This is a genomic window from Clostridium polyendosporum (assembly GCF_018332455.1).
GTDB lineage: Bacteria > Bacillota > Clostridia > Clostridiales > Clostridiaceae > Clostridium_AY > Clostridium_AY polyendosporum.
In genome coordinates this window covers 62,227-85,499 of record NZ_BOPZ01000008.1, presented here as the reverse complement: position 1 = coordinate 85,499, position 23,273 = coordinate 62,227, and the positions used below count along the sequence as shown (strand labels likewise).

The 23,273-nt window shown below is 30.4% G+C and carries 17 protein-coding genes and 1 other annotated feature; of the genes, 5 read left to right on the top strand and 12 right to left on the bottom strand.

Features of this window, described 5'->3' with window-relative positions:
* Positions 1 to 126: 126 nt before the first annotated feature.
* The 4 genes from CPJCM30710_RS06625 to CPJCM30710_RS06610 form a co-directional block, all read right to left on the bottom strand.
* Entirely contained in the window at positions 127 to 1,422 is a 1,296-nt protein-coding gene (locus CPJCM30710_RS06625) for a bifunctional folylpolyglutamate synthase/dihydrofolate synthase (protein WP_212903435.1), read from the bottom strand.
* A gap of 513 nt (positions 1,423 to 1,935) precedes the next feature.
* Complete coding sequence (locus CPJCM30710_RS06620; protein WP_212903388.1) at positions 1,936 to 3,123, bottom strand: anaerobic nitric oxide reductase flavorubredoxin; 1,188 nt, start codon at positions 3,121 to 3,123, stop codon at positions 1,936 to 1,938.
* 388 nt (positions 3,124 to 3,511) lie between these two features.
* Entirely contained in the window at positions 3,512 to 6,157 is a 2,646-nt protein-coding gene (locus CPJCM30710_RS06615; RefSeq protein WP_212903387.1) for a valine--tRNA ligase, read from the bottom strand.
* Between the two features lie 299 nt (positions 6,158 to 6,456).
* Positions 6,457 to 6,750, bottom strand: a binding site (T-box leader).
* Between the two features lie 55 nt (positions 6,751 to 6,805).
* Entirely contained in the window at positions 6,806 to 11,080 is a 4,275-nt protein-coding gene (locus CPJCM30710_RS06610) for a 2-hydroxyacyl-CoA dehydratase (RefSeq protein ID WP_212903386.1), read from the bottom strand.
* A 305-nt stretch (positions 11,081 to 11,385) separates the two neighbouring features.
* Between CPJCM30710_RS06610 and CPJCM30710_RS06605 the strand changes: the two genes are divergently transcribed.
* Positions 11,386 to 11,742: a tetratricopeptide repeat protein gene (locus tag CPJCM30710_RS06605; protein ID WP_212903385.1), complete on the top strand. Its 357-nt coding sequence runs from the start codon at positions 11,386 to 11,388 to the stop codon at positions 11,740 to 11,742.
* Positions 11,743 to 11,751: 9 nt separating this feature from the next.
* Here CPJCM30710_RS06605 and CPJCM30710_RS06600 read toward each other — a convergent pair whose 3' ends face one another.
* Genes CPJCM30710_RS06600 through CPJCM30710_RS06590 form a run of 3 tightly spaced genes read right to left on the bottom strand, consistent with a single transcriptional unit; the run spans position 11,752 to position 14,828 of the window.
* Positions 11,752 to 12,921 carry a transglutaminase-like domain-containing protein gene (locus CPJCM30710_RS06600; protein ID WP_212903384.1) on the bottom strand — a complete coding sequence of 390 codons (1,170 nt, stop codon included), beginning with the start codon at positions 12,919 to 12,921 and terminating at the stop codon, positions 11,752 to 11,754.
* Between the two features lie 7 nt (positions 12,922 to 12,928).
* Complete coding sequence (gene recX / locus CPJCM30710_RS06595; RefSeq protein WP_212903383.1) at positions 12,929 to 13,570, bottom strand: recombination regulator RecX; 642 nt, start codon at positions 13,568 to 13,570, stop codon at positions 12,929 to 12,931.
* A complete protein-coding gene (locus tag CPJCM30710_RS06590; protein ID WP_212903382.1) occupies positions 13,563 to 14,828 on the bottom strand; it encodes a M16 family metallopeptidase in 1,266 nt (421 codons plus the stop codon). The genes recX and CPJCM30710_RS06590 overlap by 8 nt, the downstream gene beginning before the upstream one ends.
* 148 nt (positions 14,829 to 14,976) lie before the next feature.
* Between CPJCM30710_RS06590 and CPJCM30710_RS06585 the strand changes: the two genes are divergently transcribed.
* Entirely contained in the window at positions 14,977 to 15,651 is a 675-nt protein-coding gene (locus CPJCM30710_RS06585) for a response regulator transcription factor (RefSeq protein ID WP_212903381.1), read from the top strand.
* Positions 15,648 to 17,150, top strand: a complete 1,503-nt coding sequence (locus tag CPJCM30710_RS06580) for a HAMP domain-containing sensor histidine kinase (protein ID WP_212903380.1) — start codon at positions 15,648 to 15,650, stop codon at positions 17,148 to 17,150. The genes CPJCM30710_RS06585 and CPJCM30710_RS06580 overlap by 4 nt, the downstream gene beginning before the upstream one ends.
* Positions 17,151 to 17,159: 9 nt before the next feature.
* Here the strand turns inward: CPJCM30710_RS06580 and ymfI are convergent, their stop codons facing one another.
* From ymfI to glyA, 5 genes are all read right to left on the bottom strand, one after another.
* Positions 17,160 to 17,903, bottom strand: a complete 744-nt coding sequence (gene ymfI / locus CPJCM30710_RS06575; protein WP_212903379.1) for an elongation factor P 5-aminopentanone reductase — start codon at positions 17,901 to 17,903, stop codon at positions 17,160 to 17,162.
* 114 nt (positions 17,904 to 18,017) lie between these two features.
* On the bottom strand, positions 18,018 to 18,806 hold the full coding sequence (locus tag CPJCM30710_RS06570) for an ABC transporter permease (protein WP_212903378.1): 789 nt from the start codon (positions 18,804 to 18,806) through the stop codon (positions 18,018 to 18,020).
* A gap of 2 nt (positions 18,807 to 18,808) precedes the next feature.
* Complete coding sequence (locus CPJCM30710_RS06565) at positions 18,809 to 19,423, bottom strand: ABC transporter ATP-binding protein (protein WP_212903377.1); 615 nt, start codon at positions 19,421 to 19,423, stop codon at positions 18,809 to 18,811.
* Between the two features lie 15 nt (positions 19,424 to 19,438).
* Positions 19,439 to 20,377 (bottom strand): dipeptidase, encoded by a 939-nt coding sequence (locus CPJCM30710_RS06560; RefSeq protein ID WP_212903376.1) that lies wholly within the window; start codon positions 20,375 to 20,377, stop codon positions 19,439 to 19,441.
* Positions 20,378 to 20,621: 244 nt separating this feature from the next.
* Positions 20,622 to 21,854 carry a serine hydroxymethyltransferase gene (glyA, locus tag CPJCM30710_RS06555; RefSeq protein ID WP_212903375.1) on the bottom strand — a complete coding sequence of 411 codons (1,233 nt, stop codon included), beginning with the start codon at positions 21,852 to 21,854 and terminating at the stop codon, positions 20,622 to 20,624.
* 192 nt (positions 21,855 to 22,046) lie between these two features.
* On the opposite strand from glyA, the gene CPJCM30710_RS06550 reads away from it, so the two are divergent.
* Positions 22,047 to 22,814, top strand: a complete 768-nt coding sequence (locus CPJCM30710_RS06550; RefSeq protein WP_212903374.1) for a threonine/serine exporter family protein — start codon at positions 22,047 to 22,049, stop codon at positions 22,812 to 22,814.
* Positions 22,815 to 23,255: a threonine/serine exporter family protein gene (locus tag CPJCM30710_RS06545; RefSeq protein ID WP_212903373.1), complete on the top strand. Its 441-nt coding sequence runs from the start codon at positions 22,815 to 22,817 to the stop codon at positions 23,253 to 23,255. It abuts the gene before it with no gap.
* Positions 23,256 to 23,273 lie beyond the last annotated feature (18 nt).

Genomic DNA, 23,273 nt, shown 5'->3' with positions numbered 1-23,273 from the left:
ATTATTTCTATTATATCACGAATAAGTATATTAAAGTAAATAAAGTAAGAGTTATACCAAATAAAATTAACCTGCCTAATCTTAGCCAGATTTCACTTTGTAAAATGGCAACAAAAAAGCACTCCTTTATAGAAGTGCCTTAATTTCTTTTCTCATATCTCCTACCATGTAAAGAGAACCACAAATTAAAATCATATCTCCATCATTACATATATCAACAGCCTTTAGATATGCTTCCTTATAGTCTTCAATAATATCACATGGTATTTCCTGTTCATTTATTAATTCTTTAATTTTTTCAGGTGCTTCAGCTCTATAACTGTGAGGAGAAGTAACTATTACGCTATCAGTGATGGAAGTGATCTCACTTACCATCTTCTCTACCTCTTTATCTCCTAGAATACCTAAAATTAAAATAATCTTTTTAAAATCAAAATACATTTCTATACTTTCTCTAACTTTACTTATTCCATCTATATTATGAGCACCATCAATAACCACTAGCGGAGATGTTCTTAAAACCTCCATTCTTCCATTCCAAGTTACTTTACCTAACCCTGAAATAATTTGTTGCTTAGAAATACTAAGTCCAAGCTCTATCAATCTCTCAACTGCAGTAACAGCAACCGTACAATTTAACAGTTGATGCTTTCCAAGTAATGGCAGATTAATTAAATATGAATCTTTCTCTGTATTAATTTTAATTACTTGAGTAAAATTTTCCCCTTTAGGATTTATTAGGTTTCCAGCATCACTTTTTACAATAGTTAATAAAGACTTTTTTTCTCCTGCTACTTTCTTAATAACATTCATGCTCTCTTCTTGCTGAGGATAACATACTATAGGAATTCCTTCTTTGATTATGCCAGCCTTCTCATAAGTTATCTTCTCTAATGTATCACCAAGTATGTTTATGTGATCAAAGCTGATAGAAGTTATTATAGAAAGTATTGGTGTAATCACATTAGTAGAATCTAATCGTCCACCTAGACCTACTTCTATAACAGCATAATCAACCTTTTGTTCATAAAAATAGAGTAACATCACACAAGTTATAATTTCAAATTCTGTTGGATTATCGAATCCCATTTCGATAACTTTATCAACAGCTTCTTTTACTTTAGTTACAAACTTAGCTAAATCCTCTTTGGGAATATTAGTTTTATTAATTTGAATTCTTTCCTCGAATTCCTCTAAAAAAGGTGAGGTATACATTCCTACCTTGTACCCTGCCTCCATTAATATTGAAGTTAGCATAGATGTAGTAGAACCCTTTCCATTGGTTCCAGCTATATGAATACATTTAAGCTTTTTATGAGGATTCCCTAAAAGTTCTAATACTTTTTCGGTTCTTAGAAGTCCATAGTTACTACCAAATTTTGCAGTTTCAGTAATATAATTCATAGCCTCCTTATAACTCATACTAATTGATTTATTAAAGCACTTTTCCATATGTTATCATTAAACTCCTTAATTTTTATAATAAAATTATAATTTTAAATTTTTATATTTTATATGTAAGTTAAACTTAAAAACTCAGATAGACACCTCAATTTTTCTACTTTTGTTATACATTTAATTATAACCATAGAGAAAAATATTTTTTAATTTTATAAAAAATAAAATTTAATAGGCATCGAGCCTATTAAATTTGAGCCAGATTTTACTTAGTGAAATGACAACAAATAAAGTAGGAAAAGAAATAACGTTCCTTTTCCTACCCTAAATATTAATTCATACATTATAAACTTGTCAATTTATTTATCTTATGCCTATATATAATCTTATTATAATATATATAAGCAACTTCGTAACTGAATTATAATTCATGAAAAAGCATTGCATGTCGAGACTATTTTCATAAATTATTTAAAGACTAGAGTTGTGTGTTTTTAAAGAATGGATACTTTAGATAAAAAGAAAGACATCCTATATCTAAATCTTTTCTGCAAAACTTTTACCATAATCGCTACATCTTTTAAGTGCTTCATCACCTGGATTCCACAGTTCCTTTATTCCCTGATTTACTATTTCAAAGCCAGCCTCCTGTAATTCTTCAGTTATAAATTTAACTGATTCTCCACTCCATCCATAACTACCAAAAGCTGCTCCTTTTTTATTTTTGAATTCAAGTCCCTTAATCATTTCTATAATTGCTGATGTTGAAGATAGTATACCTTTATTTATTGTTGAAGAACCAACCATTATAGCTCGTGATTTAAAAACCTCAGTAATTATGTCATTCTTATCTGCTTTTGAGGAATTAAATATTTTTATATTTACTTTATCATCATACTCTTTTATCCCTTTAGCAATTGCTTCTGCCATCCTCCTTGTAGCATTCCACATACTATCATAGATAATTGTAACTTGATTTTCATTATAACTTTGAGCCCACTTCAAGTATTTCTCAACAATTTGTGTTGGATTTTCTCTCCACATAATTCCATGACTTGGACATATCATGTTTATTGGTAAGTTAAGACTTAGCACTTCTTTAATTTTCTTTTCAACAAATGCACTAAAGGGTGTTAAAATATTTGCATAGTATTTTATTGCTTCCTGAAATAGTTCTGCACTATCAACACGGTCATTATACATTAGTTCTGAAGCATAGTGCTGACCAAATGCATCATTGCTAAATAATATATTTTCACCTGCTAAATAAGTGAACATAGTATCTGGCCAATGAAGCATTCTGGCTTCAACAAATATTAATTTATTCTTTCCAATATCAAGAGTATCGCCAGTCTTAACTTCAACAAAGTTCCAATCTTGATGGTAATGACCCATTATTGATTTAACACCATTTTTTGTACAATAAATCGGCGTATTAGGTATCTCTTTCATTAACTCTGGCAATGCTCCACTATGATCTGGCTCTGCATGATTACATACTATATAATCAATTTTATTTAAGTCAATTTCTTTCTTTAAGTTAGCAACAAACTCCTTCGCAAATGGATACCAAACAGTGTCTATTAGCACAATTTTGTCATCTCGTATTAAATAGGAATTATAAGAAGAACCCTTGTGTGTTGAATACTCCTCACCATGAAATTTTCTTAATTCCCAATCAATCTTTCCCACCCAGGTTACTTTTTCATTTATATTAAACGCCATTTTCACTACACTTCCTTTATACATAAATTATAAGATTTAGCCGAAAAGGCCATATCTTCAAGCGTGGGATGAAAGGCTATTTTATAGAACTTTAGTGTCAAATTCTAAATATTAATAATTAGAAAAAACAATTCTAGTTTAAGTACTTTATTAAAATTTTAAAGTATTTATTAACTTGTATAGCTATAATTATAGGATAAACTTAATCTCATTTTTTATTACCTTGAAAATTCTTTTTTACATCTAAAATAAAAGTGCACAGGTGCCGAACCTATTAATTTTATCCAGATTTCACTTTACAAAATCTGAGCAAAAAAAGAAAGGTAGTAAAAAGAGATTTATTATATCCCTTTTCCTACCTTAAATTTTAAATCACTTATTATTTATCTTAGCCTAAAGATGCAATTCTTGATAAAACAGCTTCAAGCATTTCTCTGTATTTATCACCCTTAGCTTTTTCAGCATCTACAACTTCCTTCGGTGCCTTATTTACAAAGTTAGGATTATTTACCTTCTTTTCTACTCTATCGATTTCTCCTTGAAGCTTATTTTTTTCTTTATTTAACCTTTCAAGTTCCTTTTCTTTATCAACTAAATCAAGAAGAGGCATAAATAATTCTCCACCTTGTACTACTACTGATACAACATTTTCAGGAACCTCATTCTTACTATTTAAGAAAACAACTTCACTAGCTGAAGCAAGCTTCTCCACATATGCAGCGCCAGCAGTAAAGGCTGCTCTTGCATCTCCAGAAATAAATGCCATAACCTTAGCCTTTCTTGAAGGTGGTACATTCATCTCTGCCCTAACATTTCTTAAAGACTTTATAGCTTCAATAACAAAAGACATATCACTTTCAGCCTTCTCATCTAATAGAATTTCTTCATATTCAGGCCACTTTGAAATTGTTATTGATTCATATTCAGTAGCAAAATGAGTATATATTTCTTCAGTAATAAATGGCATTACTGGGTGAAGTAATTGTAATCCTGTAGTTAGTACTCTGTAAAGCACATTGTATACTACACCTTTTTGTTTTTCTTCACTTCCATAAAGTACTGGCTTCACAAGTTCAATATACCAGTCACAGAACTCAGTCCACATGAAGTCATATATTTTTTGAAGAGCGATTCCAAGCTCAAACTTTTCTATATTCTCTGTAACTTCCTTAACTAAAGTATTCATTCTTGAAAGAATGTATCTATCTGCCAAGCTGTACTCTTTGCAATCCTTATACTTATCCATGATTTCTCTATCAAGATTCATCATAACAAATCTTGAAGCATTCCATATCTTATTTGCAAAATTTCTAGCAGCTTCTACTCTTTCAGGGAAGAATCTTATATCATTACCTGGAGCATTTCCTGTAACAAGCATAAATCTTAGAGCATCCGCACCATAATTATCTATAACATCTAGTGGATCCACACCATTACCAAGGGATTTACTCATCTTCTTTCCTTCAGAATCTCTAATAATTCCATGAATTAATACATTTTCAAATGGTGTTTCATCCATGTTGTGTATTCCTGAGAAAATCATTCTAGCTACCCAGAAGAATATAATGTCATATCCAGTTACAAGGGTACTTGTTGGATAAAAGTACTGTAAATCATCAGTCTTTTCTGGCCATCCTAATGTTGAGAAAGGCCAAAGAGCTGATGAGAACCATGTATCAAGTACATCTTCTTCCTGCTTAAGATTATTTGAACTACACTTTGTACATGAAGCTGGTGTTTCTTCAATAACTATTATTTCTCCACAGTCCTTACAATACCATACTGGTATTCTATGTCCCCACCAAAGCTGTCTTGATATACACCAATCTTGAATATTTTCCATCCAGTTGAAATATACCTTTTCAAATCTTTCTGGTATAAACTTTGTCTTCTTTTCTTTAACAACTTCTACAGCCGGTTTTGCAAGCGACTCCATTTTTACATACCATTGCTTAGATATTATAGGTTCTATAACTGTTCCACATCTATCATGAGTTCCAACATTATGAACATGAGGCTTAACTTTAACTAATAATCCTTGTTCATCAAGTTCTTTAACCATAAGCTTTCTAGCTTCATATCTGTCAAGGCCTACATATTTTCCTCCAAGCTCATTTATTGTTCCCTTATCATCCATAACTCTTATTTCAGGAAGGTTATGTCTTTTACCAACCTCATAATCATTTGGATCATGAGCTGGTGTTATCTTAACTGCACCTGTACCAAATTCTAAGTCAACATAATCATCTGCTATAACAGGAATTTCCCTTCCTACTAAAGGAAGTATTAATGTTTTTCCTATTAAATGCTTATATCTTTCATCGTTAGCATTTACAGCTACTGCCGTATCCCCTAGTAACGTTTCAGGTCTTGTTGTTGCTATCTCTAAATATTCATTTGAATCTTTAACTGGATACTTTATGTGCCAGAAGCTGCCTTCTTGTTCCATGTACTCTATTTCAGCATCTGATAAAGCTGTTTCACACTTTGGACACCAGTTTGTGATTCTATTTCCTTGATAAATCAACCCTTCATTATAAAGCTTAATAAATACATGTCTAACAGCTTTATTAAGATTCTCATCCATTGTAAAGGCCTCTCTTGTAAAGTCTGCTGAACATCCCATCTTTTTAAGCTGAGTTCTTATTCTTTCTCTATACTCATCAGTCCATTCCCAAACCTTCTCAAGGAATACTTCTCTACCCATTTCTTTTTTCTTTAGGCCCTGTTTTAAAAGTTCATTTTCCACCTTAACTTCTGTAGCTATACTAGCATGATCTTCACCAGGAAGCCATAATGTGCAGTATCCCTGCATTCTCTTAAATCTTATAAGCATGTCTTGTAATGTATTGTCTAAAGCATGCCCTAAATGAAGCTTACCAGTTATGTTTGGTGGTGGCATTACTATTGTATAAGGTTTTTTTCTCTTATCAACTACCGGGGTAAAATATTTCTTTTCCTCCCAAGTCTTATAAATTCTCTCTTCAAATTCTTTAGGACTATACGTGGTAGCAATATTTTTGCTATCTAACATTTTATTTCCTCCTTTTATATTAAATCATCATAAGTATGATTGTATTTACTTTAATATATAGATCTACAACTTCATAACTAAATTATTTAAGAATTGGAGTTGTTTATCTTTAGCAATTTTATACCTTATGGTTGGACAATTTCCCATTTACTGTATAATTGGGTCATAGCTGAATTATCCCCTAAATTGTCCTTAATTAATCATTAATTAAGATTATGTACTTATAGATAAAACTTATATTAAATTACCTTTACGATGACCTTAATAAATTTTTTATAAAATAAAAAAGAGCCTTCATCCAAAAGGACGAAGACTCGCGGTACCACCTTTTTTCCCACAGAAATACTCTCTATGGGCCCTTTAACCTTTAACGACATCGCTGCCGTCTTTGCCTACTATTATATGCTACCATTTCACTAAGTGAAATCTAGCTAACAAAGTAAATACGCTCAATATCTGCCTATTTACTTTCCTTTCAACAAAGAAGCTCCAAAGCTACCTTCAAGACACATAATATAGGAAACCTCTCAGCCTTTGAATTTCCCTCTCTATGATACCTTTATGCCTTTACTCCTCTTTTTCAATGCTTTTAATATTAAATTGCTCATCTTAGTAATATTATAATAACTTAATTTTTTTTGTCAATATCTACTTTTTACTTGATGCAAGTTCATCACAAACTTCCACTTTAATTTCTTTTTCTTGTTGAAGGTTCTTAAATGCTACTGAAAGCATAAGCTTTATTCTATTAAGCTGGTTAACTTCAGAAGCACCTGGATCATAATCAATAGCAGTAATATTAGATAATGGATATTTTTGTCTGATAGCCTTCATCATTCCCTTGCCAGTAACATGATTTGGAAGACAGGCAAATGGCTGCATACATATGATATTACTTACTCCACTTTCTATAAGTTCAAGCATTTCACCTGTTAAGAACCATCCTTCCCCAGTTTGATGCCCTAGTGAAAGTATTGTAGAAGCCAATTCCCCTAATTCCGCAATGTGCTTTGGTGGAGTAAATCTCTTACTCCTAGCTAGTTCTTCCTTTAAAGTCTTTCTGTATCTTTCCATAAACCATATTGCTAAGTTCGAAATATCTCTTTTTAATCTTCCAGAAGATAAATACTTATATTTAAAGTCAGCATCATACGCTGAGTAGAAGAAGAAATCAAGTAAATCCGGAACCACTGCTTCTGCACCTTCAGCTTCTAGAACTTCTACTACATTATTATTTGCAGTTGGATGGAATTTAACTAATATCTCCCCAACAACTCCAACCTTAGGTTTAACTTCTTCTGTAATTTCCATATTATCAAAATCTTTTATTATCTCTATGATATTCTTCCTAAATTGTTTATGTCCACCTTTTCTAACATTTTCAATTGCCTTCTCTCTCCACGTCTCATAAAGTGCATTAGCAGAACCTTTTATTTTTTCATAAGGTCTCACTCTATACAACACCCTCATAAATAAGTCTCCATAAACTAAAGCCATTAGTGCTCTGTCCATTAATTTTGGAGTAACTTTAAATCCGGGTTGTGGTTCCATACCAACAGCATTAAGTGAAATTATCGGTATATTTGTAAATCCTGCTTCAACCAGTGCCTTCTTCAAAAAGCCAATGTAATTTGTAGCTCTACATCCCCCACCAGTTTGTGAAATTATAACAGAAGTATTATTTAAATCATATTTACCTGATTTTAGAGCATGTATTACCTGACCGATTACAATTATTGAAGGATAACAAGCATCATTATTTACATATTTTAATCCTTCTTCAATAGCTGCTTTATCTGTAGATGGAAGCACCTCAAGATTATACCCTCCTGCTTTAAAAGCCTCCTGAACAATATCAAAATGTATTGGAGACATCTGTGGTGCTAAAATAGTATGATCTTTTCGCATCTTTTTAGTAAAGATAACCTTAGGATAGTTTAAATTCTTCTTATGTGGAACATAATTATTCCTTTCTCTTTCTTCCATAGCAGCTTTTAAGGATCTTATTCTTATTCTTACTGCACCAAGATTATTTCCTTCATCTATTTTTAATACAGTATAGATCTTTCCATAACTTGCGAGTATCTCTTGTGCTTGATCAGTAGTTACAGCATCTAATCCACAACCGAATGAATTAAGTTGAATGAGTTCTAAATTATCTTGAGTCCCCACAACATCTGCAGCAGAATATAATCTTGTGTGATATACCCACTGGTCTACAACTCTTAATGGTCTTTCAATCTTACCAAGATGACATATACTATCTTCAGTTAATACTGCTATACCAGCACTTGTAATTATATTAGGAATACCATGATGTATCTCAGGATCCACATGATATGGTCTACCTGCAAGTACAATTCCCTTCTTTCCCGTTCTTTTTAAATATTCTAGTACTTCCTCGCCTTTACTTTGAATATCCTTTTTATATTGATCTCTCTCTCTCCATGCAGCCTCTACAGCTTCTTGTGCTTCCTCAATAGTTACGCCAAATTCCTTAAATTCTTCAACTATTCTCTTATAAAATTTCCCCCTATTATTAAGAGAAAAGAATGGATTTATGAATTTAATATTCTTTTCTTTTAGTACATCCATATTATTCTTAATTACTTCTGGATAAGAAGTTACCATAGGACAATTATAGTAATTGTTAGCTTCTTGAAATTCTTTTTCTTCAAAAGAAATACATGGATAAAAGACCTTATCTACCCCTCTATCCACTAGAGCTTGTATATGTCCATGGACTATCTTGGCTGGATAACAAGCTGACTCAGAAGGTATAGTCTCTATTCCTAACTCATAAATCTTCTTTGAAGAGACTGGTGAAAGTTCTACCCTAAATTTAAGTTTAGTAAGAAGCGTAAACCAAAATGGATAATTCTCATACATATTAAGAACTCTTGGTATACCAATGGTTCCTCTATTTGCATTTTCCTTAGAGAGTGGCTTATATCCGAAGGTTCTCTTAAATTTATAATCATAAAGATTAGGAACTTTTTCATCACTTGTGCTCTTTCCTAAAGGTCTTTCACATCTATTACCAGAAATAAATTCTTCTGTTGTAGAAAATTTATTTATTGTAAGTAAACAATTATTACCGCAAAGACCACATCGTCTAAGTTCTGTTTCCATATTGAAACTTTCAAGCTCATCCTTACCAAGAATAGTTGTCTTATAACCTTTTTCAAATCGTTCTTTTGCAATTAATGCTGCACCAAAAGCTCCCATAAGTCCCGCTATGTCAGGTCTTACTACTTCTCTTTCAGCAACCAATTCGAAACTTCTTAGCACAGCATTATTATAGAATGTACCACCCTGTACTATAATTTTTTTTCCCATATCCTTAGGATCTCTAATCTTAATTACCTTAAATAATGCATTCTTAATAACTGAATAAGAAAGCCCCGCAGAAATATCGCCTACACTTGCTCCCTCTTTTTGGGCTTGTTTAACTCTAGAATTCATAAATACCGTACATCTAGAACCTAAATCAACTGGACTCTGAGCAAATAAAGCTTCCTGAGCAAAAGAACTAACCTCCATGTTTAAAGAATTTGCAAAAGTTTCAATAAAAGAACCACAACCTGATGAACATGCTTCATTTAATAGTATACTATCAATAACACCATTTTTAATTCTTAAGCATTTCATATCTTGTCCACCAATATCTAATATAAAATCAACGCCAGGTAAGAAATGCTCTGCTGCCTTATAATGCGCAATAGTCTCAATTTCACCAATATCAACATGTAGTGCTGCCTTTATTAGTCCTTCTCCATATCCAGTAACAGTACTATTTACTATATTCACTCCTTCAGGAAGTTTTGAATACAGATCCTTTAGGATAGATATTACTTTTAATAAAGGATTACCTTGATTACTTCCATAGAAGGAATATAGCAATTCACCCTTATTACTTATAAGAGTTACTTTGGTTGTAGTAGATCCCGCATCTATTCCAAGGAAAGCCTCCCCTTGATACTTATTAATATCTATTTTCTTTACTTTATTATTACTATGTCTATTATTAAACTCATTAAATTCCTTGTCACTTACGAATAATGGTGTAAGTCTATCAATTTGATGAGACTCTATCTCTTTTATCTTTCCAACCTTTTCAACTAATCTTTTAAATGAAAGTTTGTTATTATTTTTTGAAGAAATGGCTGCTCCAATAGCAACAAACAGCTGTGAATTTTCTGGAAATATAATTTGATTCTCTTTTAAGTTTAATGTCTCAATAAATCTTTTTCTTAGTTCAGATAAAAAATACAAAGGTCCTCCTAAGAAGGCAACCCTACCTCTAATAGGCTTACCACAAGCTAATCCACTTATAGTTTGTGTTACAACTGCTTGAAATATAGATGCAGCAATATCTTCTTTTCTAGCCCCCTCATTTACAAGTGGTTGAACATCAGTTTTTGCAAAAACTCCACATCTTGCAGCAATTGGATAGATAACCTTATATCCTTTCGCTAACTCATTTAATCCTTGAGCATCAGTTTTTAATAGTGATGCCATCTGATCGATGAAAGCTCCAGTACCACCTGCACAAGTTCCATTCATTCTTTGTTCTATGTTACTGTCAAAATAAGTAATCTTTGCATCTTCTCCACCTAGCTCTATAGCAACATCTGTTTGTGGAATATATATTTCAACTGTATTTGTACAAGCTATTACTTCTTGTATAAAAGGAATATCTAACCAATGTGAAACTGATAAACCTCCAGAACCAGTAACATTAATAGTTATATCTGTATCTTTAATAGTCTTATAAGCATCTCTTATAAGTGCAATAATTGTACTTCTTATATCAGAAAAATGTCTTTTATATTTACTATAAATAATATTATCCCTATCATCTAATAAAACTACCTTTACTGTTGTCGAACCAACATCTAGGCCCATACGCAATAATGCCATAAATCTCATCTCCATCCCTAAACTATTTGTTAATTGAAGTCATACCCCAAAAATTATAAATAAAATTAGAATTTCATAAAAAGTATCATTGAAATTATCAATTTAAAAATTTATTTTATAAATCAAGAATTAAACTTACTTATACTTAGTATAAATATTACTAATTTATTATAGAATATTATTCCAAAATAATAAATATTATTTCAGACAAATAATGTATATTATTGGTTCTATTGTCAATAATTATTATTGTAATATTCAAGAAAGGTTATTTCTTAGTTTTATTATTTTTATTGGAGGATATCATGAGTTATTTTATTAGAGGTAATGAATTTTATAATAATAAAAATTACGAAGAAGCTATAACATACTATAACAAGGCTATTGAAGAAAAAGATAATGAGGCCTACTCATGCTATAATGCAGGTGTATGTTATATAAAACTAAAGAATCATCAAAAGGCTATCGAGATGCTTACAAAAGCTATAACATTAAATATAGATGCTAAATATTTTTTTAATCTCGCATACTGTTATTCTATGATAAATGACTCAAAACAAGCTCTAAGATACTTTAATGTAGCTTGGGCATTAGATAACTCAGATAAAGACTGTGAAAAAGCAATAAATTTAATAATTAATAAATATAAAAAAGCACCTTAATTGGTGCTTTTACCATTCACCTGCAACTTTTTCACTTCTATGGTCTTTCTCAAACCTCTTTGAATCAAAGTAATTACCTGCTTTATAAAATGTAGAATCTACACGTATCCATCTATTCTCTTCTTTTATATATACTTCATTCCATGCATGATTTACCCACTGTCTTCCATTAAATCCTTCACCTACAACCATTCTAACTTTTAAACCACTAGCTCTTGCCATAGATACATAAAGACATGAGTAATCAAAACAAATACCTTTTTTACTTTCAAATGTTGGAATTGCTCCTGATTGTACTTTAAAGTTGTTTCTTAAAATCTCATTTGCTTTATTATCATCGTACTCTATATTTGTACCAATCCAACTATACAATACTCTTGCTTTTTCCTTATCACTACTTTTAAATCGAGTAAGTTTCTGAGCTAAAGAATCTATTTCTTTATTAGATTTTATTCCTTCTTCTAATGTTACACCATTATAATAAATAATTTCTCTAGAAAAGATCTCTTTTTCTGAATTCTGCTTCGAATTACCTTCATTAACTTTAACTACATTAATCTTTAAAGAATTATTTAATACTCTAGGAATTTCTTTAACAAAAGGTGAATTAGTTATTGCATTTATAACCTTCTCACTAACTGTTCTATATATGGTACTGGTATTAATATAATTATTATACTCCGAGGTAATTTTAAAATATGTTAAAAGATTTAATCCAATACATATTACTATTGTAATAGCAATAGCCTTAGGAATAGCAAATATAAATCCTATAATACCTCTAAAAACTTCACCTTTTCTTAGAGAATATCTTTGAAGCTGATTTAAAATAGGATCTATAGTTATACTATTGATAATACTAATCAATAATATAAAGATGTTATAAATAACATAATTAAGTATTAAAAAAACACCATAGTATGAGATCTGTGGATAATTATCAAAAAACATTGATATTCCATTTGACAAATTTCTTAGATACTCTATTATTATATCAAGCAAATCAAACTTAGAAATAGCTGATACAGTGAATATAATTGTACCTAATAATAGAATACTCTTCTGAATATCAAGTATTTCTTCTTTTACATCTTCTGAGTTAAATCTATTTATAAATCCTAATATAAGTGGACTTATAAAACATACTATTAAAATTAAATTTACAGGATTGACTTTCATATTTCACCTACTCCAAATAATTATCTAAATTAATAATTTTTTTTACGATTTCATTTATTAAATCAAAGTCATATCCCTTTGCTGCTAAAAATCTAAATAATTTTTGTGATATTTTATATTTGTCTGTCTCTCTTTTTGAAAGAATTTCATATTTTTTTCTACATAGTTCTAATGCTATCTCCCTTTCGGTAGAGGTTTGAACCTTGTCTAACTTTTCCTTAAGATAGTCCTGTGATATACCTTTTTTTATTAAAGTATAGTATATTTTGTTTTTGCCTTGTTGCTTAATTTTATCATTAACATAATGTTCTGCATACATTTTGTCATTAATAAAATTATACTCTTTTAAAAAATCTATAGCTCTCTCTATAGATTTTTTATCATATCCTTTTACAAGAAGTTTTTCAACTATCTCTTTTTCTGTTTTATAGCTTCTTTCAACTATTTTTAACGCTGAATTCCTACACTGAATAAAATTTTCTTCTTCAATAATATTTTTGATACCTTCCAAATCTATAAACTCATCTTTTTTTATATTATACTTGTATATAAGTTCTGCATCACAAGCAAATGCAAATTCATCGTCTACAAAAACATTTACTCTTTTCTTATTACGTTTCTGAACTTCTACAGTAGTGATCCTATTCATCCTCATCCTCTTCTTCTCTCTCTGGTTTCAGAATATGAATTGTTGGACTCTTTAGCACTTTTCTAGCTACCTCATAAATATCATCACTATTTATAACATCCAATCTTCTCATATCAGTAATAAACTCTTTTATATCCTCATCTTCAAGACTTTGGTGAAGTACATAACTACCAAGATCACTTGAATCCTCTAGTGTTGATATCACAGCAGTTTTATGAACTTTTTTCATAAGAGATAATATTCCATCATCAAAGATTATCTCTTGTCTTTTTATTTTCTCGATACACTCATCTATTACATCAATAACTTCATCAACATTTTCTTCGGAAACAGAGGTAAAAATATATAAAGTTTTTATATTTGTACTCATATCCATATGAGTATACACATCATATACCAAACCTCTATTTTCTCTTAATTCTCTAAAAAGTATTGAATTAGCGCTTTCTCCTAACTTATGATTTAGTATTTTAAGAGGAAGTTCCTGTTCTTTGTTGATACCATGGAATGTAAAAAGATACATTATAGTACTCTGTTCAATATCTCTTTTATATGTAACTTTAGTACATTTCTTGTTCTTCTCCAAGATACATGTTTTTTTCTGTTTCTTTTTTCCATTCCAACTAGAAAAATATCTTTCTATAATTGCTAAAGCATCCTCATGCTCAAGGGATGTTACCAAAGTAATAATAGCATTATCTGGAGTATAAAACTTTCGATAAAACTCCGTTAAATCCTCTTTTTTGAAAGAGATTACACTGTCCTCGCTTCCACTTATTTCATATTTCAGTGCTGCTTTTTCAAAAGCAATCTCATTTATTCTCTTAAAACTTAAATCCTCTATGTCATCTTTGCTTGTCTTAATTTCTGCTAAAATGACTCCTCTTTCTTTTTCAAGTTCCTCTTCCTCAAAAGTTGGATTTATTACCATATCACTTAAAAGCTCTGCAGCCCTTCCCATTTCCTCTTCTAAACATGTAATACTATAAACTGTAGCAGTATAATCGGTATACGCATTATACTCTCCCCCTAAATTTTCAAGTTCATCATTTAATTCCTCATTACTTCTATTAGCTGTGCCTTTAAAAAGCATATGCTCTATAAAATGGCATATTCCGCTTTCTCTATAGCTTTCATAAAGAGCACCTATTTTTATTCCTAAATTAATAGATGAAATTTGAGTATCCTTTTTTATAGTAATAACTTGTAACCCATTTGGTAACATAGTAATCTTTGTGTCAAAATTCCACTTATTCATTCACATACTCCTATCATATTTTTTAAGCTTATATTTCATTGTATAATATAATTGTTTCTCTTTTCAATAACCTATAAGTTCTTTTTTCCTTCATAATCATTGACTCTTTTGTTATACTATAAACAATATAAAGAAAGGAGTAAAGAAAATGTTTAAAACCCTCCTAATTGTAGAAGATGAGTTTAGAATAAGATTATTGCTTAAGGATTACTTTATAAGAGAAGACTTTAAGATTCTAGAAGCTTCCAATGGCAAGGAAGCTATAGAAATATTCTCAAAAAACAAGGTAGACTTAGTAATATTAGATATTATGATACCAAAACTTGATGGATTTGAGGTGTGCAAAATAATTAGAGAATCTTCCTCCACCCCTATTATTATGCTAACCGCTAGAGAAGACGAAGATGATAAGCTGTTAGGATATAATTTAGGTGCAGATGACTATGTTACAAAACCCTTTAGTCCTAAGGTTTTAGTGGCAAAAGTAAAAGCTCTACTTAGAAGAACTGATTCTCACAGGGATACTAGCATTTTAGAATTTAATGACTTAACTATAAATAAACTTTCTCATGAAGTATTAGTTAATAATAATGTTATTAATCTTTCCCCAAAAGAATATGATTTGTTAATATATTTAGTTTCTAATCAAGGTATTGCTTTAACTAGATATCAAATACTGGATAATATTTGGGGAATAGACTATTATGGTGATACGCGGACTGTAGATACAAATATTAAAAGGTTAAGAGAAAAACTTTTGACCGCATCGGATTATATCACTACTGTAAGAGGAAGTGGCTATAAATTTGAGGTAAAACAATGAGACAAAGCATATCAAAGAAAATTTTTATAATTACTTTTGGACTTTTAATACTTCTAATGACATCTGCAATGATATTTCAGTCACTTTTCTTCCAGGACTTTTATGCTAATAAAAAGTCAGATAAATTAATTAGCAGTGTAAACAAATTTAAAGTTCTTTATTCCTATGACATAAATAATGAACCAACTCTTTATAAAGCATTATCTACCTTTGAAATAAATAACAACGCTAAAATAGGTATTTACTCATCCAACGGGGAAGTAAGATTTCTACCAGACCATAGAAACAATCAAAGCGAGAGTGCAAAATTTTTAAATGAAATATTTAACAGCCTCTATTTTAATAAAGATTATGCTAGTTCTATAGTAAACTCGAATAAAACTGTTACTACTACTTTTGAGGATATTAATTCAAACTTAAAACATATTGTTTGTATGACTCCTATATCACTAAATTCAAAAAATGATTTTATCTTAATAGCAGTTACATCCTTTCAACCAATTGAAGAAGCATCTTCAATTATTGGTCAATTTTATGTGTATGTTTTTATTGGAATGTTAATTATAGGCCTAATTCTATCTTTAATATACACTAATACCATATCTAAACCACTTTTAAAACTCAATAAAACTGCTAAAAAAATGTCATCTATGGATTTTACTGAAAAATATGAAGAAGATAGAGAAGATGAGATAGGAAACTTAGGAAAAACATTAAATTTTTTATCTAATAATCTATCAAAAGCCTTAGATGAACTTAAAGAAAAAAATAAGAAGCTTGAGGAAGATATTGAAAAAGAAAGAAAACTAGATAAATTAAGAAAGGACTTTATAGCAAGTGTATCTCATGAACTAAAAACACCAATAGGAATCATTGAAGGTTATGCAGAAGGACTTAAAGATAATATTGTTGAAGGTGAATCAAAAACACTATATCTAGATATTATAATTGATGAAGCTCAAAAAATGAATAAACTCGTTTTAGATATGTTGGAACTTTCCAAATTAGAATCAGGAAACATTAAACTAAAGTTTGAACTCTTTGATATTGTTGAACTTACAAACTCTATACTACTAAAATATATAAATATTATTAAAGAAAACAAACTAATACTTACTAAAAAACTTTCTTCTTCAAATTCAAAATTATATGTAATTGGAGAAGCTTTTAAAATCGAACAAGTTATTACTAACTTTATAACTAACGCAATAAAATATACACCCCATAAAGAGTCAATAAATATTATTATAGATGAAAAAGATGATAGAATAATATTCCTAATAGAGAATACTGGTGTAAAATTAAATGAAGATGAATTAGAAAAGATTTGGCTTCAATTTTATAGAATTGATAAATCTAGAAGTAGAGCTGAAGGTAGTTCTGGTTTAGGTTTGGCTATTGTTAGGCAAATTCTAACCTTACATAAAAGCAACTTTGGTGTTAAAAATACTGAAAATGGGTTGATGTTTTTCTTTGACTTACCGAAAGGGAATGCTTAATAGCAGAAGCTATAGCATTCCCCCATCTACTGTAATTATCTGACCAGTAATATAAGAGGATTCATCACTACAGAGAAAAGCAATAGTCTTTGCTATCTCATTAACTTCTCCAAATCTACCCATTGGTATATCCTCTTCAAGGCTAAGTTTTTCTTCGTCTGTTAACCATTTATTCATAGAGGTATTTATTACCCCAGGAGAAACTGCATTTACTCTTATATTTGAGGGTGCTAATTCTTTTGCTAAAGCTTTAGTAAAAGAGTTTACCCCTCCTTTTGTAGCAGAATAAGCTACTTCGCATGAAGCACCTACATTTCCCCAAACAGAAGATATATTAACTATATGTCCTTTTTTAACTTTAATAAAATGAGGTAAAGCTGCATGAGTAGTAAACATTATTCCCTTTAAATTTATATCAGTTATTTTTTGCAGCTCTTCTTCTGTCATGTCCATAAAAAGACCAACATATGAAATTCCTGCATTATTTATAAGTATATCCACCTTACCAAAGATCTCAATAGTTTTATCAACTAACATTTTAGCTTCTGAATACTTTGAAACGTCTCCTTGAACTGCTACGGCATAACCACCACATTCCTTAATATTTTTAACAGTAGAATTTGCCCCAGCTTCGTCCTTATTATAATTTACTACCACAGAAGCTCCAGATTCACCTAAATATTGAGCAATTGCTCTCCCTATACCTTTAGAAGCACCTGTAACCACTACTACCTTTCCACCGAAACTTGTCATTTAACCACCTCAATTATATAGATTTTCCCTATAAACACACAACTTCAATTCTTAATTCAATTATGAACTTGTATATCTGAATTATAAATTCAACTATGAAATTGTGTATCTATTTTAATGTGTAAATATATCTTTTCTAAGTACTTCATATTCATCAAATGATTTATTAATAGTAAATAATAAGCTTAAAAGAACACTAAAATAGATAGTGACAAATATACTTATCATTATAGCGATTTGATATCTTATTGCTTCAACTGGTAGAGATCCTCCTAAAATCTGCCCTGTCATCATACCTGGAAGCGATACAATACCTATAGTAGCCATATTCGCTAATATTGGATTAATTGACGATAAAATTGCTTCTCTAAAATACTTACTTAAGGCTTGAAGTCTGCTTGCTCCTAGGCTTAAAGTGTAGAAATATTCCTTTTCGTTTTTTCTTATATTAGAATAAAAGTTATTTAATCCAACAATATTACTATTAAGAGAATTACCTAGAAGCATTCCCCCTATTGGGATAAGATAACGTGCATCTAGTAAATAATTTAATCTAGTAACAAATACATTAAAAAAGGTTAGCACTACTGCCTGTGGTATAATCAAGGCCATAAATACTGGAAATAAAAATTTTTTCAAATATAATTTTGATGATCTGATAGCAGATATTGTAGCAACTGTTATCATTATAAATAAATAAATAACATTTATTATTCCATTGTTAATATTAAATATATACTGCAAATAAGCTCCTACCAATGACAGCTGTATACTCATTCTAATGATTGAATTTATTATTTTTTTATTTATATTTATTTTTAATTTAGTATTAATTATTATTATCGGAATTATAAGAACTATTAAAGATAATAATGAAATTAATGAAATTGGTTTGACCCCCACCTCTACCACCTCACTATTCTAAACTGCTTTTGTTCAGACCATAAAATATCATGAGATATTACTAATACAGTTTTATCAAGCTTTGAAGTAAGTTCAACTACTTTTTCTTTAAGTTCACTATCTAATGCTGAAGTAACCTCATCTAATAATAAAATCGGTCTATCGAGAAGTATAGCTATAATAAAACCAATTCTTGCCCTTTCACCACCAGAAAGCTCATTTACTTGCTTTGATAAGATTTCATCACTAAGATTCATAAATTTTAAGAGCTCAGAAAGTTTCTTTCTATCTAACTCTTTATTCTTGTTGTAATGAAAATCAAATATTTCTTCAATCACTAAATCTACCTTTTGATTTGGAATATCTACATCTTGACTCACATAAGCAATCTTATTTCTAAGTTCTTTTATAGTTTTAGAACTTATATTCTTACCATCTAGCTCTATCTGCCCCTCTTGCGGTCTTTCAAAACCAAGAAGAAGCTTAAAAAGTGTAGACTTTCCTGAACCAGAAGGAGCATTAAGCAGTACTTTTTCGCCTCTTTTTATCTTTAGGTTAAAGTCTTTAAAAATAATTTTATCGTCAAATAATAAACTAATATCTTTAAATTCAATCATTATTACTTCCTCCGATTACTTTAATACATCTTTTATTACTCTTTCAGCATTTTTGTAGAAAATCTTCTCAACTTCATCGTATGAAAAACCTTCTTTCAACAATACATCACTAAGTTTACCCATTTCACTGCAGTCATTTATTTCTACTTTGTTTCCTATACCATCAAAATCACTACCTAAAGCTATAACATCTATGCCACCTACATCTCTTATATGTTTTAAATGTAGTGTCATATCGTCAAGTTTTGCTACAGTAGATGTTCCTAAAAATGCACTGCAAAAATTTAGTCCCATTATTCCTCCTTTATCACTTAAGGCTTTTATCATATCATCTGTGAGATTTCTAGGATGCAATTTAACACTTCTAGCATTTGAATGTGAAGCAACAAAAGGAGCTTGGCTATACTTAACTACATCCCAAAAGCCTCCATCAGATAGATGGGAAACGTCTATAATCATACCTAATTCATTCATTCTTGTTACACTTTCTATACCAAAACTCTTCAGTCCTTTATCCATGAACCCTCTTATAGCATTTGGATAACCAAGTTCATTTTCAAAATTCCATGTAAGAGTTATAAGTCTAACACCCTTATTGTAAAATTCCTCAAGCTTATCTATACTGCCCTCAATAGCTCCGCCTTCTTCAATAGATATAAAAGCAGATATCTTACCATCTTTCTCATTTTGCTTGAAATCTTTATAGGAAGCTGCAAAAGATATATACTGTTCATTATTCTTTAATTCATACATAAGCTTTTGGTGCATTGATTGACATCTATCATATACACTATGATGTTTGTCCTTCTGAATAAAAAGAGCAAAAAATTGTCCCTTTGATTCTCCTTTTTTAAGCTTTTCTATATCAACACTAAAGTCATTTCTAAATAATGAACTACCCTCATGACTTATTAACTGGTCTACTGTATCACAATGAAAATCAATAAATCTCATAATAATCCCCCATCCAATTAAAGATTTAGTAGGTATATAATTAAAAATTTTTAAGTATTTATATTTTTATACATGTTATACTTAAACTTAAAACAATATTCCAAATATAAATTATTTTTAAAATGCTGTTATTTTATGAAGTAAAATCTGACTAAAGCTGAGTAGATTCGATGTCTGCTCAGCTTTATATAGCAAGAAAGTCATGCCTAAGTTAGAACTTAGACATGACTTAAAAATATAGATTTTAGTATAAAGGATACTTTTTACAAAGAGCTGCTACTCTTTCTTTTGCAGGAGTTAAATCTTCATTTCTATGTTCAATAACATAACTGATAACATCTGCGATTTCCTTCATATCTTCTTCTTTAAATCCTCTTGTAGTTACAGATGGTGTACCAATTCTTATACCACTTGTAACAAATGGGCTCTTTGTTTCATTTGGTACTGTGTTTTTATTAACTGTAATGCCTATAGTATCTAGAAGGATTTCAGCTTCTTTTCCTGTTATATCTTTATTTGTTAAATCTACAAGCATTAAGTGATTATCTGTTCCATTTGAAACTAACTTAAATCCACGGCTTACGAGTTCTTCTCCAAGAACCTTAGCATTCTTTACTACTTGTTCTATATGTCCCTTGAAACTTGGTTCTAAAGCTTCCTTAAAGCATACAGCTTTTGCAGCAATAGTATGCATTAAAGGACCACCTTGTATTCCTGGGAATATGTTCTTATCAATATCCTTTGCAAACTTTTCTTTACAAAGAATAAGTCCTCCTCTTGGACCTCTTAGAGTCTTATGTGTAGTGGAAGTTACAAAATCTGAATATGGTACTGGTGATTCATGCACTCCTGCCGCAACTAAACCAGCTATATGTGCCATATCTACCATAAGATATGCTCCAACCTCATCTGCAACTTCTCTAAACTTCTTAAAATCTATTGTTCTTGAGTAAGCACTTGCTCCAGCTACAATTAGCTTTGGTTTGTGCTCAAGTGCAAGCCTTCTTACTTCTTCATAATCAATTACTTCTGTTTCTTTATCAACACCATAAGAAACGAATTTAAATAACTTACCTGAAAAATTAACAGGTGATCCATGAGTTAAATGTCCACCATTGCTTAAATCCATTCCTAATACTGTATCTCCTGGATTTAATATAGAAAAATATACTGCCATATTAGCTTGAGAACCTGAATGTGGCTGCACATTAGCATGTTCTGCTCCAAAAAGCTTCTTAACTCTTTCTCTTGCTAAATCCTCAACCTCGTCAACTACATGACAGCCCCCATAATATCTTTTATTTGGATAACCTTCCGCATATTTGTTTGTAAGATATGATCCCATAGCTTCCATTACTGCTTTACTTGCAAAGTTTTCAGAAGCAATAAGTTCAATACCATCTTGTTGTCTTCTTAATTCTTTTTCTACTAGTTCAAAAATTTCATTATCATTTTTTTGTAAATTGTCAAAGTTCATTTTATCACCCCAATTATTTTGTCTTAATTAGATTATAAGTTTGATAATAATATTTATCAACAATTTATTTATATAATATTTCCTTTTTATCTTATTTTTATAGTTATTTTATCTTTTTAACATGAAAATTCTACCTTCACTAGGTTTACTATGCTATAATACTTTGTAATATTATACAAAGGAGTATAAATTATGGACATAAATAGAGTATTACATGTAGCAACCTTTGCTGGTCAAATAGTCCTTGAAAATGGAGGAGAAACTTACAGAGTTGAAGAAACTATCTGGAGAACTTGTGAGGCATTTGGTGTTTCTTTTGCTGATAGTTTTGTAACACCTACTGGAATAATAGCTACAGTTTCAAATAAACATAATCATACTACTTCTATTGTTAAAAGAATCAAAAATCGTACCGTTGATTTAGAAAAGATTTCAAGAGTTAATTCTCTTTCAAGAAACATAAAAACTCAAAACCTTACTGTAGATGAATTTTATGATGAGCTTCTTAAGATAGAACATTGCCCAAGATACAATAACTTGCTAACCATGTTAGCATATGCCGCTATTGCAGCTTCCTTCACTATACTTTTTGGCGGAAATATAAAGGATACAATTGCAGCTTTCATTATCGGAATAATCATTAAGATAATAAGTAAATTTGGTAATGAATTAAATATTAATACTTTTTTTATTAATAGCCTAGGTGGTGCAGTTGCAGAAATAATGGCTCTTCTACTTGTTAATTTAGGAATAGGTACTAGCGTAGATAAGATAGTTATAGGTACTATAATGTCTTTGGTACCAGGTCTTGCAATAACTAATGCAATAAGGGATACTATATCTGGAGACCTCGTTTCTGGACTCACAAGAGCTGCTGAAGCATTCCTTATAGCAATCTCTATTGCAGTAGGTACTGGAGCAGTCTTAAGCTTATGGCTGCAGCATTTTGGAGGTATATAAATGATAAAAGAAACGTTGGCTGCATTACTAGGAACATTAGGCTTTGGTATTATCTTTAATATCAAAGGAAAAAATTTAATTTTTGCATCTATTGGAGGTGGAATGAGTTGGCTTGTATATAAGCTTGCACTTACATCACACTTTTCAAATATATTATCATTATTTATATCTACTGTTGTTTTTAGCATATACTCAGAAGTTTGTGCTAGAATACTTAAGACTCCTGTTACTACAATCATAATTTGCTCGCTTATTCCTCTTGTACCAGGAAGCGGAATGTATTACACAATGTATGAAGTTATAATAGGAAATGCCTCACTTTCTATGCAGATGGCTATAAATACTATAGCCAGTGCAGGAACCCTTGCTTTAGGCGTAATATTTGTTTCTACAATCACCCGTCTTATTAATTCTGCTCATAAAAAGTATGGAAATAATTAAAGCAATGAGAGAACTCAT